Annotated in this window: 12 protein-coding genes; 2 read left to right on the forward strand and 10 right to left on the reverse strand. The window is 59.9% G+C overall.

Features of this window, described 5'->3' with window-relative positions; translation table 11 throughout:
- Positions 1 to 15: 15 nt before the first annotated feature.
- Positions 16 to 1098: a BMP family ABC transporter substrate-binding protein gene (locus ACA073_RS03390; protein ID WP_497401644.1), complete on the reverse strand. Its 1083-nt coding sequence runs from the start codon at positions 1096 to 1098 to the stop codon at positions 16 to 18.
- A gap of 299 nt (positions 1099 to 1397) precedes the next feature.
- On the opposite strand from ACA073_RS03390, the gene ACA073_RS03395 reads away from it, so the two are divergent.
- A complete protein-coding gene (locus ACA073_RS03395) occupies positions 1398 to 2486 on the forward strand; it encodes a calcium:cation antiporter (RefSeq protein ID WP_497401646.1) in 1089 nt (362 codons plus the stop codon).
- Between the two features lie 139 nt (positions 2487 to 2625).
- Here ACA073_RS03395 and ACA073_RS03400 read toward each other — a convergent pair whose 3' ends face one another.
- The 3 genes from ACA073_RS03400 to ACA073_RS03410 all read right to left on the reverse strand — a co-directional run bounded on the left by ACA073_RS03400 (position 2626) and on the right by ACA073_RS03410 (position 5319).
- Positions 2626 to 3984, reverse strand: coding sequence for an 8-oxoguanine deaminase (locus ACA073_RS03400; RefSeq protein WP_497401648.1), 1359 nt, complete (start codon positions 3982 to 3984; stop codon positions 2626 to 2628).
- Between the two features lie 272 nt (positions 3985 to 4256).
- Entirely contained in the window at positions 4257 to 4943 is a 687-nt protein-coding gene (locus ACA073_RS03405; protein ID WP_497401650.1) for an SDR family oxidoreductase, read from the reverse strand.
- A 25-nt stretch (positions 4944 to 4968) separates the two neighbouring features.
- Positions 4969 to 5319, reverse strand: coding sequence for a MerR family transcriptional regulator (locus ACA073_RS03410; protein WP_497401652.1), 351 nt, complete (start codon positions 5317 to 5319; stop codon positions 4969 to 4971).
- Between the two features lie 83 nt (positions 5320 to 5402).
- Here ACA073_RS03410 and ACA073_RS03415 point away from each other — a divergent pair, with 83 nt between their 5' ends.
- A complete protein-coding gene (locus ACA073_RS03415; RefSeq protein WP_497401654.1) occupies positions 5403 to 5834 on the forward strand; it encodes a hypothetical protein in 432 nt (143 codons plus the stop codon).
- A 71-nt stretch (positions 5835 to 5905) separates the two neighbouring features.
- On the opposite strand, the gene ACA073_RS03420 is transcribed toward ACA073_RS03415, so the two are convergent.
- The 6 genes from ACA073_RS03420 to ACA073_RS03445 all read right to left on the reverse strand — a co-directional run bounded on the left by ACA073_RS03420 (position 5906) and on the right by ACA073_RS03445 (position 12485).
- Positions 5906 to 6832 (reverse strand): ABC transporter permease, encoded by a 927-nt coding sequence (locus tag ACA073_RS03420; RefSeq protein ID WP_497401656.1) that lies wholly within the window; start codon positions 6830 to 6832, stop codon positions 5906 to 5908.
- A complete protein-coding gene (locus tag ACA073_RS03425; RefSeq protein ID WP_497401658.1) occupies positions 6832 to 7938 on the reverse strand; it encodes an ABC transporter permease in 1107 nt (368 codons plus the stop codon). Before ACA073_RS03425 ends, ACA073_RS03420 begins: the two co-directional genes overlap by 1 nt.
- A gap of 11 nt (positions 7939 to 7949) precedes the next feature.
- Positions 7950 to 9515 (reverse strand): ABC transporter ATP-binding protein, encoded by a 1566-nt coding sequence (locus ACA073_RS03430; RefSeq protein WP_497401660.1) that lies wholly within the window; start codon positions 9513 to 9515, stop codon positions 7950 to 7952.
- 602 nt (positions 9516 to 10117) lie between these two features.
- A complete protein-coding gene (locus tag ACA073_RS03435; protein ID WP_497401662.1) occupies positions 10118 to 10699 on the reverse strand; it encodes an IMPACT family protein in 582 nt (193 codons plus the stop codon).
- A gap of 7 nt (positions 10700 to 10706) precedes the next feature.
- On the reverse strand, positions 10707 to 11357 hold the full coding sequence (locus ACA073_RS03440) for a TetR/AcrR family transcriptional regulator (protein WP_497401663.1): 651 nt from the start codon (positions 11355 to 11357) through the stop codon (positions 10707 to 10709).
- 207 nt (positions 11358 to 11564) lie between these two features.
- On the reverse strand, positions 11565 to 12485 hold the full coding sequence (locus ACA073_RS03445; protein ID WP_008006295.1) for a LysR family transcriptional regulator: 921 nt from the start codon (positions 12483 to 12485) through the stop codon (positions 11565 to 11567).
- Positions 12486 to 12535 lie beyond the last annotated feature (50 nt).

A 12535-nucleotide genomic window follows, 5' to 3' on the forward strand; every position in this document is an offset into this window, starting at 1 on the left:
TGTTTGGCTTGGGAATTACTTCGGTATCTCGGCCTTCATGCCTTCAACGTAGTAATTCATCGAGGCCAATTCCGCGTTGCTTGCCGTCACACCTGCCGGAATTTTCTCGACGCCGGCCTGATCCTTGATCGGTCCGGTGAACGGATGCAGCGCACCGCTCTTGATGTCTGCAATGATCTGCTCGGCCTCGGCTTTCACCGGCGCGGGCACCAGATCGCTGATCGGCAGTTCAACCGTGCCTTCCTTCAAGCCACCCCAGTAATCCTGCGACTTCCACGTGTTGTCGAGCACACTTTGGGTCGCCTGAATGTAGTGCGGTCCCCAATCGTTGACGATTGAAGTCAGCACCGCTTTCGGCCCGAAGTGCGCCATGTCCGAAGCGTAGCCGACGGCGTACACACCGCGACGCTCGGCAGCCTGAATCGGCGCCGGGCTGTCGGTGTGCTGGAACACCACGTCCACCCCTTGGTCGATCAACGCGTTGGCGGCGTCGGCTTCCTTGCCCGGATCGAACCAGGAGTTGACCCACACCACTTTGATCTCGGTACCGGGGTTGTACTTGTTCAGAGCCAGTTGAATGGCGTTGATGTCGCGGATCACTTCAGGGATCGGGAAGGACGCGACGTAGCCGACCTTCTTGGTTTTGGTCATTTTCGCCGCGAGGAAACCGCCGACGTAGCGACCTTCGTAGGTGCGAGCCAGGTAAGTGCCAAGGTTCTTGTCCTGCTTGTAGCCGGTGGCGTGTTCGAAGGTCACTTTGGGAAATTGCTTCGCAACTTTCAGGGTCGGGTTCATGTAGCCGAAGGACGTGGTGTAGATCAGGTCGTACTTGTCCTTGGCCATGTTGCGGATCACCCGCTCGGCGTCAGCGCCTTCGGCGACGTTCTCCACGTAGTTGGTAGTGATCTGGTCGCCGAGTTTTTCGGCCAGCGCTTTGCGTCCCTGTTCATGCTGATACGTCCAGCCGTGGTCACCGATCGGACCGATGTAGACGAAGCCGACTTTCAGCGGGTCGGCGGCACTGGCGGTCAGGCTGGCGCTCAGACCGACGGCCACGGCGACGGCGCACAGCAGCTTCTTCAACGGACGTTTATGCATGAATTACAACTCCATTTTGTTTTGAGGTTGGAGGAGGTAATGCAAATTACTGACCAACAGGACAACAAATAGCCCGAAACCGTGTAACGGCCTTCGCGAGCAAGCCCGCTCCCACATGACCTGCGCAAATCCTGTGGGAGCGGGCTTGCTCGCGAAGAGGCCCGTAAGACCGATAAAAGTGCATGGCCTTGCCAGGCTGCATGTCACTGGTGCGCTAAGGTGTAACGAAACGTTAGCGCCGCCCCGCAGTCAGTTAGCTCATCACACTGACTCCGCTTCATTCGGCACAAAGGCCCGCAATGCTCACATTTCTCAGGCAAGAAAAGTTTCTGCTGCTGGCCCTGATCGCCGCCTTCATCGCTTACCCGATGGAACACTGGATGCTGCACAGCGGCCAGCCCACAGCCCTGACCGCCGGCCTCGTGCTGATCGCCTTCATCGTCGCCGCCTCCATGCGCGTCGCCCATCACGCCGAACTGCTGGCGGAAAAAGTCGGCGACCCTTACGGCACGATGATCCTGACCCTGGCGGCGGTGCTGGTGGAAGTGGTGATCCTGGCGATCATGATGAGCAACGAAGCGTCGCCGACGCTGGTGCGCGACACGATTTACTCGGCGGTGATGCTCGACATCAACGGCATCCTCGGCCTCGCCGCGTTGATCGGCGGGATCAAGCACGGTGAACAGTCCTACAACGATGACTCGGCGCGCAGCTACAGCGTGATGATCCTCACCGCCATGGGCGTTTCCATGGTAGTGCCGGAGTTCATTCCCGAGACGAACTGGAAAATGTATTCCGCGTTCACCATTGGCGCGATGGTCGTGCTTTACGCCCTGTTCCTGCGCATGCAGGTCGGGCCGCACAGTTATTTTTTCAGCTACAGCTACCCGGAAAAACGCCGCAAAAAAGTCCCGGAAGAAGAGCCTGAACCGATCAACCTCGCGTTGAGTATCGGCACGCTGGTGTTTGGTGTGGTGGTGATCGGCGCATTGGCCGAGGTGATGTCCAAGACCCTCGACCTGGGCCTGAAAGGGACGGGCGCACCGCCGGTGATCACGGCGATTCTGGTGGCGGCGATTTCTGCGGCGCCGGAGATTCTGACGGCCTTGCGCGCGGCGCTGGCCAACCGCATGCAGTCGGTGGTCAACATCGCCATGGGCGCCTCGTTGTCGACGGTGATCCTGACGGTGCCGGTGATGGAAGCGATGGCGCTCTACACCGGTCAACCGTTTCAGATGGCGATGACACCGGTGCAGACGGTGATGATCTTCCTCACCCTGATTGTCAGCGCGATCAACCTCAACGATGGCGAAACCAATGCCATTGAAGGCATGACGCACTTTGTGTTGTTTGCGACGTTCATCATGTTGTCGGTGCTCGGACTCTAATCCCACACAAAACCAATGTGGAAACGGAGTCAATGTGGGAGCGGGCTTGCTCGCGAATGCGGTGTATCAGTCAAAGTTGATTTCGACTGACACACCGCATTCGCGAGCAAGCCCGCTCCCACATTAGATCGCGATCGACTTAGGTGCCGGCGATCAACTGCCGAGCCGCCTGGCTGTGGTCGGCGATCAGACCTTTGAGATCCAGGCCCTCAACCTGTCCGTCAACCACCCGCCACTTCCCGCCGACCATCACCCGATCCGCCCGGTCCGCGCCGCACAACAGCAACGCCGACACCGGATCATGACTGCCGGAGAAGCGCAGCTCATCCAGCTTGAACAGCGCCAGATCTGCCTGTTTGCCGACCGCCAGCTCACCAATGTCAGTACGCCCCAGCAAACTCGCCGAGCCCTTGGTCGCCCAGCCCAGCACCAGTTCTGGTGTGATCTTCTCGGCGCCATAACGCAGCCGCTGAATGTAAAGCGCCTGACGGGTTTCGAGCATCATGTTCGATGCATCGTTGGACGCTGAACCGTCCACACCCAGCCCCAGCAACGCGCCGGCGGCGGTCAGGTCGAGTGTCGGGCAAATGCCAGAGGCCAGGCGCATGTTCGAGCTCGGGCAATGGCAAATGCCGGTGCCCGCCGCACCGAGGCGGGCGATTTCGTCCGGGTTGAAGTGGATGCCATGCGCCAGCCAGGTGCGCGGACCGAGCCAGCCGACGCTGTCCAGGTAATCGACGGTGCGCAGGCCAAAGCGTTGCAGGCAGAAGTCTTCTTCGTCGAGGGTTTCCGCCAGGTGCGTATGCAGGCGCACATCGAGTTTGTTCGCCAGTTCGGCGCTGGCGGACATGATTTCAGGGGTGACCGAGAAGGGCGAGCACGGCGCCAGGGCGATCTGGATGTGCGCGCCATCGCCGCGCTCGTGGTATTCGGCGATCAGGCGCCGACTGTCGTCGAGAATCACTTCGCCTTCCTGCACGGTCTGCTGCGGTGGCAGGCCGCCGTCCTTTTCGCCGAGGCTCATGGAGCCGCGGGTCAGCATGGCGCGCATACCCAGTTCGCGTACGCTCTCCACTTGCACGTCGATCGCATTTTCCAGACCTTCAGGAAACAGGTAATGGTGATCGGCCGCCGTGGTGCAGCCAGACAGCAGCAACTCCGCCAGCGCGACTTTCGTGGCGAGGGCGAGTTTTTCAGGAGTGAGTCGCGCCCATACCGGGTACAAGGTTTTCAGCCACGGAAACAGCGGCTGATTGACCACCGGCGCCCAGGCGCGGGTCAGGGTTTGATAGAAGTGGTGATGGGTGTTGATCAGCCCCGGCAGGATCACATGCTCGCGGGCATCGAAGACTTGCCCACAGGGCACGGACGGTTGCTGGCCGGCGGCAAGCACTTCGACGATCAGACCGTCTTGCACCACCAGGCCGCCACGGGCATCGAGGCCATTGGCAGCGAAGATCGCGAGGGGATTTTTTAACCAGGTACGGGTCGCAGGCATGTTGGCCGGCTCCTCTGAAAGTTGGGTTCAGGTTAGCCAGCTCAGTGATTACCCTGTCTGCTGATCCAGGGTCGCCGCGGGGGCGAGGTGCGGAGTTTCAAACAAAACTGCGTTGCGGGCAAGCCCGGCCCGACCAGGAGACGCAAATCCCGATGTGAAATGAAACCCTGTGGGAGCGGGCTTGCTCGCGAAGGCGGTGTGTCAGTCGAAATCAACTTTGACCGATACACCGCCTTCGCGAGCAAGCCCGCTCCCACATTCGATCTGCGGTGTTACCAGGGAATGGTTTCACCTTTGTAATTCACAAAATGATGCCCGCCATTGCCAGTGTAGGCATTCACCTGATGAACCAGCCCACGCGTACTGGTTTCCACATCGATATCAGCGCCTTCGCCGCCCATGTCGGTTTTCACCCAGCCCGGATGCAGCGATAACACGGTCAGTTTCTGATCGCCCAATTGCGTCACGAAGCTGTTGGTCATCGAGTTCAATGCAGCCTTGCTCGCCTTGTACAACGCCAGCTCCGGCGCGTCCGGCATGGTCACGCTGCCCAACACCGAACTCATGAACGCCAGCACGCCGCTGTCCGGGCGAATCTGCCCGACAAAACGCTGCGCCAGGTTGATCGGCGCCACGGCATTGGTGAAAAACAACTGACCGACTTCGGCCAGCGTCGCGCCGCCCGGCGTTTGAACGTCAGGCCCTTTCACACCGGCATTCACGAACAACAGATCAAACACTTCCCCCTTGAGTTGCTGACTCAACGCGATGACGGCCTGCTGATCGTCCATGTCGAGTTTTTCGATCCGCACGTTGCCCAGCGCCCGCAAGGCGTCGGCATTCTGTGGGTTGCGCACCGTGGCGGTGACTTGCCAGCCATCGGTCAGCAGGGTTTTCACCAGGCCGAGGCCCAGGCCCCGGGAGGCGCCGATGACGAGTGCGGTTTTTGCCTTGGACATGAGTGGCTTCCTTGATAAATGAGGATCACGGAGTTAAGGGACAACGTTGCCCGAGCCGTTGTTGCAACTCATGTCGCAGCGCGCCAAGTTCATCCATTCGGGTTTCGATCAGTTTGAGTTTGTCTTGCAGCAGTTGCGTGACGGCGCTGTCCGGGTCGGGCGACTGCCACAACGCGGCGACGCTGTTGCCGATTTCGCCAAGGGTAAAGCCCAGCCGTTGAGCGGTCTTGATGTACAACACCAGTTGCACCACGTCCGGCGGATAATCGCGATAACCGTTGGCGCTGCGTTGCGCGGCGATCAATCCGCGTTGCTCATAGAAGCGCAGCGTGTCACGGCTGACAGCGCTGGCCTGGGCTAATTCACCGATACGCATCCTGACGTCTCGAGAGGGGCTTGACCCTGGAGCATACTCCAGGCTTTAGCCTTGTTGCTCCCTGAATTTATGGAGCAAGGCCGATGTGGACTTCAATGCAGTATCGCCGGTTGGTGCGCGGCAGCGCCTGGTATGACTTGATCGTGACGGCAGCGTTTGTCACGCCGTGGACTTTTGCGGCGTTGCACGGTGTTTTGATGAGTGTGAGCCGGGTGTTCGACTTGCCCGGAGAATTGCCGGCGTTCGAGCCGATGCACATGCTGATGGCGAATCTGCTGGGGTCGATCGTGTGCGTGTGGGCCGTGCTGCGGATTCGTGATCCGCAGCAGGTTTATGGCCGTTATGACGCGGTGGGCAGGTTTCTGTTTTCTGCCTGGCAGTTGTATGCCTTGCTGCATGGCGCCAGTTCGCTGTTGGTGATTTTCCTGATCTTTGAATTGGCGTGGGGCGTGGTTCAGGTGTTGCCGGTTCGCCAGCCTTCGCGAGCAAGCCCGCTCCCACAGGGATCGAATTGACCCCGGGATTGTCGGCCGACACAAAACCCTGTGGGAGCGGGCTTGCTCGCGAAGAGCCCGCCCGGCTACCGCTAATGCCCGCCCTGCCACGGCTGCCCCAACGACACCGGCGCATACAACCGAGTGCGCAGCGCATCCCGCGACAACATCACCAACACCACAATCGTCGCGACATACGGCAGCATCGCCAACAGGCTCGACGGAATCGCCAGCCCCAGCCCCTGCGCCACCAGGTGCAGGATGCTGGCGAGCCCGAACAGATAAGCCCCAAGCAGCAATCGCCAAACCCGCCAACTCGCAAACACCACCAGCGCCAGGGCAATCCAGCCACGCCCGGCGCTCATGTTCTCTGCCCACATCGGCGTATAGGCCAGCGACAGATACGCCCCGGCCAATCCCGCCATCGCCCCGCCAAACAACACCGCCAGCGTACGCACGCCCAACACCGGCAATCCCATCGCACTGGCGGCATCCGGGTTTTCCCCGACTGCCTGGATGATCAAACCGATGCGACTTTTCACAATCACCCACGCCACCAGCGCAAACAACGTGAACGACAGATACACCAGCAGATCCTGCGCAAACAGCATCCGCCCGATCAGCGGAATGTCACTCATGTAAGGAATCGCCACCGGCTCAAATCCCGCCAGCGGTTTACCGACCCACGCCGCGCCGACAAACGTCGACAGGCCCACGCCGAAGATCGTCAGCGCCAACCCGGTGGCCACTTGGTTGGCGTTGAACACCAGCGCTACCAACGCAAACAACGACGACAGCAACATACCGGCGAGCATCGCCAGCAGCACGCCGAGCCACAGGTTGCCGCTGTTCAGTGCGACGATAAAGCCGATCACCGCGCCAAACAGCATCATGCCTTCCTGGCCGAGATTGAGGACGCCGCTTTTCTCGCAGATCAGTTCGCCCAGCGCCACCAACAGCAACGGCGTGCCGCAACGAACCATGGCGTAGAAAATATTACTCAGCAGATCGATATCCATCACAGTGCTCCAGCGTGTACGGCGGTGACTGGCGCACGGCGGGCCCAGTGCAGGTTCAAGCGCGGTCGATAAAGAATCAGCACATCACAGGCCAGCAGGAAAAACAGCATCATGCCCTGGAACAATTGCGTGATCGCTTGCGGCAGATTCATGCTCATCTGCGCACTTTCGCCGCCGATGTACAGCAGCGCCATCAACAGGCTGGAAAACAGAATTCCGATGGGATTGAGTCGCCCGAGAAACGCCACGGTGATCGCGGCATAACCGTATCCCGGCGAGACTTGCGGCACCAGTTGGCCAATCGGCCCGGTGACTTCACACACGCCGGCCAGCCCGGCCAAGCCACCGCTGATCAGCAGCGCCAGCCAGATCAGCCGCTTCTCGCGAAAACCAACGAAGCCCGCGGCACGCTTGTCCAGCCCGAGCACTTTGATCTGGAAGCCGACAAAACTTTTCTGCAACAACACCCACACGGCGACCAACGCCAGCAACGCGAAATACACCCCGACATGAACCCGACCGTCTTCCATCAACAACGGTAAACGGCTTGCATCGCCGAACATCGCCGACTCCGGGAAGTTAAACCCGGCCGGATCTTTCAACGGCCCATGCACGCAGAACAGCAACAGGTTCAGGGCGATGTAATTGAGCATGATGCTGGTGAGGATTTCGTTGGCATTGAAGCGTGTGCGCAACCATGCTGTCAGCCCGGCCCATGCCGCGCCCGCGAACGTACCGACGAACAGGATCAACACCAGCGCCCAGCGACTTTGCAGGTCGATGATGTTCACCGCCAATGCACTGCCGGCGAGCGCGCCGAGCAGCAGTTGTCCTTCGGCGCCGATGTTCCAGATTCGTGCCTGATACGCCACGGCCAGACCCAGTGCGCAGAGCAGAATCGGCAGCGCCTTGACCAGCAATTCGGAGACGCCATAGAGGTCGCTGACCGGTGCGATCAGCAACGTATGCAACGTCAACAACGGGTCGTGGCCCAGCGCGATAAACAGCAGCGAGCCGCAGCCCAATGTCAGGATCGCCGCCAGCAACGGCGAGCACCACAACATCAGGCGCGATTGCTGGCCGCGGGGTTCGAGAGAAAGCAGCATGTGAAACTCCGTTAAACCGTTGCGTTTGCGAGTGATTGAGGGGCGTCGAACTGGCCAGCCATCCAGCCGCCGACATCGATCAGACGCGTGTCGACGGTGGCCCTGAGCGGCGACAATCGACCGCTGCACAAGGCGCCGAGCCGGTCGCTGATCTGGAACAGTTCATCGAGGTCTTCGGAGATCACCAGAATCGCCGCGCCGGCATCGCGCAAGGCAATCAACGCGCGGTGAATGGTCGCGGCGGCGCCGACATCCACGCCCCAGGTCGGGTGCGCGGCTACCAGCAGTTTTGGTTGCTGGAGGATTTCCCGGCCAAGGATGAATTTCTGCAAATTGCCGCCGGACAGGCTGCGGGCCGGTGTTTGCGCGTCGGGTGTCTTGACGCCGAAGCGGCGGATGATTTCATCGGCCAGCGCTGCGACCTTGCCGCGCTGGATCAGCCCGTTGCTGACCAGCCCTTGTTCAAAGGCTGTGAGCAGGGCGTTGTCCGCCAGGCTCAATTCCGGCACCGCGCCGTGGCCCAGACGCTCGGCGGGCACGAACGCCAGACCGAGTTTACGGCGCGCATCCGGCCTTAAATGGGCGACTGCTTGCCCGCCGAAACGGATCGTCTTGCCGTCATCACGAAGCAGGCGTTCTTCGCCGCTGAGCAACGCCAGCAACTCATCCTGCCCATTGCCTGCGACCCCCGCGATGCCGACGATTTCGCCGCTGCGCACTTCGAGATCGACGTCTTTCAGCGAGCAACCGAACGGGTCCGGGTTATGCCACGACAATCCGCTCACGTTCAAAAATGCATCACCGCCCAACACCTTCGGGTAATCGGCCATCAGCCCGGCTGTTTCACCGACCATCAATGTCGCCAGTTGCTGATCAGAGCACTCGGCGGGCACACAATGCCCGGCCACCCGACCACCGCGCAGCACCGTGGCGCTATGGCACAAGGCGCGAACTTCACCGAGCTTGTGGCTGATAAACAGAATGCTGCAACCCTCGGCTGCCAGTCGGCGCAGGGTGATGAACAATTCGTCGGCCTCCTGCGGCGTCAGCACCGACGTCGGTTCATCAAGAATCAACAGGCGGATGTCCTGCATCAGGCAGCGAATGATTTCGACCCGCTGGCGTTCGCCAATCGACAGGCTGTGGACAAGTCGCTCCGGCTCCAGCGCCATGCCGTAGCGCCGGGACACCTCACGGATTTTTGGCTCAAGCTGTTTCGGCGTACCGGCGGCCGCGCCCATCGCCAACGCAATGTTCTGCGCCACGCTGAGGGTTTCGAACAGCGAGAAGTGCTGGAACACCATGCCGATCCCCAAGCCGCGAGCCTGAGCCGGATTGCGCATGTTGACGCGCTGACCTTGCCAGATCATCTCGCCGGAATCGGCCTGGGTCACGCCGTAGATGATCTTCATCAACGTACTTTTTCCCGCACCGTTTTCGCCGAGCAGCGCATGAATTTCACCCGGTGCAATGCTCAGGTCGATGGCATCGTTGGCCAGACAACCTGGGTAGCGCTTGCTGATTCTGCACAGTTGCAAACGGGGTGTTTGATCGGGGATCGGCACGGGGGTGGGCATGACAGACTCGGGTCGGTTGAAGTTATGCCTGTGGATAAAGCAAGTTCCTGGCCATTGAGTCAGGAAAAATGAAAAACCAAGGCGGCCAAGGCGTTCAGGACGCTGCCTCGCCACATTTCGACGGCCAGTCAGGCACCACTTGAGGGCGAAGCCGTTGATCAGGCTCCGCTTTCGCTCATCAAGGTTTGGTCAAAAAACGAACAACCCATGGCAAGCCATGCCGGGCATGGGGCCGCGACAGCCATGAACGGGTTATCCACAGATTGCTCCACAGTATTTGTGCGCAAGCGCAAAGCTCGGGCATAAGCACTGGGCGGCTTTCTTCTAAAGGTGATAAACAACGCTAACTGATTGTTTTTACGTTGATTTCGTGTTTGTGATGGCAGATTGGGCGAAAAATGAGCAATGCCCGCAAAGCCGCATGACAGAAGGGTTACAGCGGTATGTGCTCAGGTTATCCACAGCCGGGTGCACAGTAGATGTGGGCAACTGTCAGGAGCGTAAGAGATGTCGATGCACTAAAAGATCGCAGCCTTCGGCAGCTCCTACACTGGATCGCGTTTTCACTGTAGGGGCTGCCGAAGGCTGCGATCTTTTGATCTTCAACGTTGCAACAGAATGCGCCCGCGACTCAAATCCGCGAGCTGCGTTTGCAGGGTCTCGATCTGCGCTTCGCCCATCGCCAATTGCAGCTCTACACCGTTGGCCGTGAACGTTTCTTCTACAACCAGTCCGCCAAGCTCCGCCACCCGAAGTTTCACCAGCGTCAGTTCAGCAAACCCGCAGGCGCAACTCACAGGCACTCGGCTGATCAGCTCAATCTTCGGCGCCGCTTGCAGGCACTTGTTGGCGCCGCCGCCATACGCCCGGGCGAGGCCACCGGTACCGAGTTGAATGCCGCCATACCAACGGATCACCAGCACGGCGACCTGATCGCAATCCTGCGCATCGATCGCCGCCAGTATCGGTCGGCCAGCCGTGCCGCCGGGCTCGCCATCATCAGTGCTGCGGTATTGAGCGCCGAGCTTCCATGCCCAGCAATTGTGCGTGGCATTCAAATCACTGTGTTGTTCGATAAACGCCTGGGCTTCAGCAGGGCTGCTGATCGGCGCGGCGAAAGTGATGAAGCGGCTTTTGCGAATTTCTTCGCGGAATTCGCAAAAGCCGCTGAGGGTAAAAGGCATAAGTGTCTTATATAGCTGTAGTGAGGCCGCAGCCTTTGAGAATGATGCGGATCAGGTTGTTGCCGGCGTCTTCCATGTCTTGCCTGGTCAACTTGGTGCGGCCGCTGACCCGGCAAATCTGCGTGGCGAAATCCGCGTAATGCTGGGTGCTGCCCCACAACAGGAAGATCAGGTTGACCGGGTCGACCGGGTCCATTTTGCCAGCGTCGATCCACGCCTGGAACACCGCCGCTCGGCCCTGGAACCAGGCGCGGTAATCCTGGTTGAAATACTCGGTCAGGCATTCGCCGCCGCTGATGACTTCCATCGCGAAAATCCGCGAGGCTTGCGGTTGGCGACGGGAGAACTCCATCTTGGCGCGGATGTATCGCGTCAGCGCTTCGGCCGGATCATCCTCGGCAGTCAGCGTGTTGAAGGTGCTGTCCCACAACTGAAGGATGTTGCTCAGCACCGCCACGTACAACCCCAGTTTGTTGGTGAAGTAGTAATGCAGGTTCGCCTTGGGCAACCCGGCATTGAGGGCGATGGTGTTCATGCTGGTGCCTTTGAACCCGTGTCGGGCGAACTCGTCTTCGGCGGCTTTGATGATGGTCTCTTCGTTCTTCTGACGAATGCGGCTGGCAGGTTTGCCGCCGTGAGCGGGGACTTCAAAGGTCATAGGCACTTCCGGACAAGTGAGTGGGTGCAACCAGTGCGTTGATAGCGCACCCACAGTTTCCAGACAAGTCCCGACACGATAAAACCTGAACACAGTCTCTGTGGGAGCGGGCTTGCTCGCGAAGGCGGTGTGTCAGCCGCATGAATATCGACTGACACACCGCCTTCGCGAGCAAGTCGAATCGTCGCACCGCCGCTCCCACAATTTTTATCGCGTTGCGGCCAGGCTCTCAAGGAAGCTTTCCAGCACCAAATGCGGGCGACGTCCCTTGCGTGTGACCGATGCAAGGCTGAGGTCATAAAAGCGCGCTTTTGGTTTCAGCGCGCGCAAGCGACCTTGTTGAACCCAGAGGCTGGCGTAGTGATCGGGCAGGTAGCCGATATAGCGTCCGGTAAGAATCAGGAATGCCATGCCTTCACGGTCCGACGCGCTGGCGGTGCAATTGAGTGCCTGGTAATGCGCCTGGATTTCGGCCGGCAAACGGAAGGTCGGGGCGATGGCGTCCTGGCTGTTGAGGCGTTCATCGTCCAGTTGCTTGTCGTCGACGTAGAACAAGGGATGACCGACCGCGCAATACAGCAGCGAACGTTCGCTGTAGAGCGGCTGATATTCCAACCCCGACAGCGCGCTCGCCTGCGGCACCACGCCGACATGCAAGCGGCCGTCGAGCACGCCTTGTTCGACTTCATTGGGCGCGATCATGCGGATCTGGATCTGCACGTCCGGCCCACGCTCCTTCAATTGCGCCAGGGCATGGGTGATGCGCATGTGGGGCAGGGTGACGAGGTTGTCGGTCAGGCCGATGGTCAATTCGCCGCGCAGATGTTGGTGCAGACCGTTGACTTCGGTGCGGAAGCTTTCCAGCGCACTTAATAACTGCAATGCCGACTGGTAAACCTCGCGACCTTCCTCGGTCAGGGAAAACCCGGCGCGACCGCGTTGGCACAGGCGCAAACCGAGACGCTGTTCCAGATCGCTCATCTGCTGGCTGATCGCCGAGCGCCCGATGCCGAGCACCGATTCGGCTGCGGAGAAGCCGCCGCATTCCACCACGCTGCGGAAAATCCTCAGCAGGCGAATATCAAAGTCGCTGACTTGTGCCAGCGGATCGGGGCGACGGCTGCTCATAGTTTAGTAACGACCTGACTGAAGGTTAGAAAAGTTGGATTTCACCGACT

The organism is Pseudomonas sp. LBUM1670 (assembly GCF_059695695.1).

Bases quoted from the DNA above. Each gene is read 5' to 3' on its own strand.
- ACA073_RS03410 (WP_497401652.1), bottom strand. From the start codon at position 5,319: ATGCGTATCGGTGAATTAGCCCAGGCCAGCGCTGTCAGCCGTGACACG.
- ACA073_RS03405 (WP_497401650.1), bottom strand. From the start codon at position 4,943: ATGTCCAAGGCAAAAACCGCACTCGTCATCGGCGCCTCCCGGGGCCTG.
- ACA073_RS03415 (WP_497401654.1), top strand. From the start codon at position 5,403: ATGTGGACTTCAATGCAGTATCGCCGGTTGGTGCGCGGCAGCGCCTGG.
- ACA073_RS03400 (WP_497401648.1), bottom strand. From the start codon at position 3,984: ATGCCTGCGACCCGTACCTGGTTAAAAAATCCCCTCGCGATCTTCGCT.
- ACA073_RS03445 (WP_008006295.1), bottom strand. From the start codon at position 12,485: ATGAGCAGCCGTCGCCCCGATCCGCTGGCACAAGTCAGCGACTTTGAT.
- ACA073_RS03440 (WP_497401663.1), bottom strand. From the start codon at position 11,357: ATGACCTTTGAAGTCCCCGCTCACGGCGGCAAACCTGCCAGCCGCATT.
- ACA073_RS03395 (WP_497401646.1), top strand. From the start codon at position 1,398: ATGCTCACATTTCTCAGGCAAGAAAAGTTTCTGCTGCTGGCCCTGATC.
- ACA073_RS03390 (WP_497401644.1), bottom strand. From the start codon at position 1,098: ATGCATAAACGTCCGTTGAAGAAGCTGCTGTGCGCCGTCGCCGTGGCC.
- ACA073_RS03430 (WP_497401660.1), bottom strand. From the start codon at position 9,515: ATGCCCACCCCCGTGCCGATCCCCGATCAAACACCCCGTTTGCAACTG.
- ACA073_RS03420 (WP_497401656.1), bottom strand. From the start codon at position 6,832: ATGGATATCGATCTGCTGAGTAATATTTTCTACGCCATGGTTCGTTGC.
- ACA073_RS03435 (WP_497401662.1), bottom strand. From the start codon at position 10,699: ATGCCTTTTACCCTCAGCGGCTTTTGCGAATTCCGCGAAGAAATTCGC.
- ACA073_RS03425 (WP_497401658.1), bottom strand. From the start codon at position 7,938: ATGCTGCTTTCTCTCGAACCCCGCGGCCAGCAATCGCGCCTGATGTTG.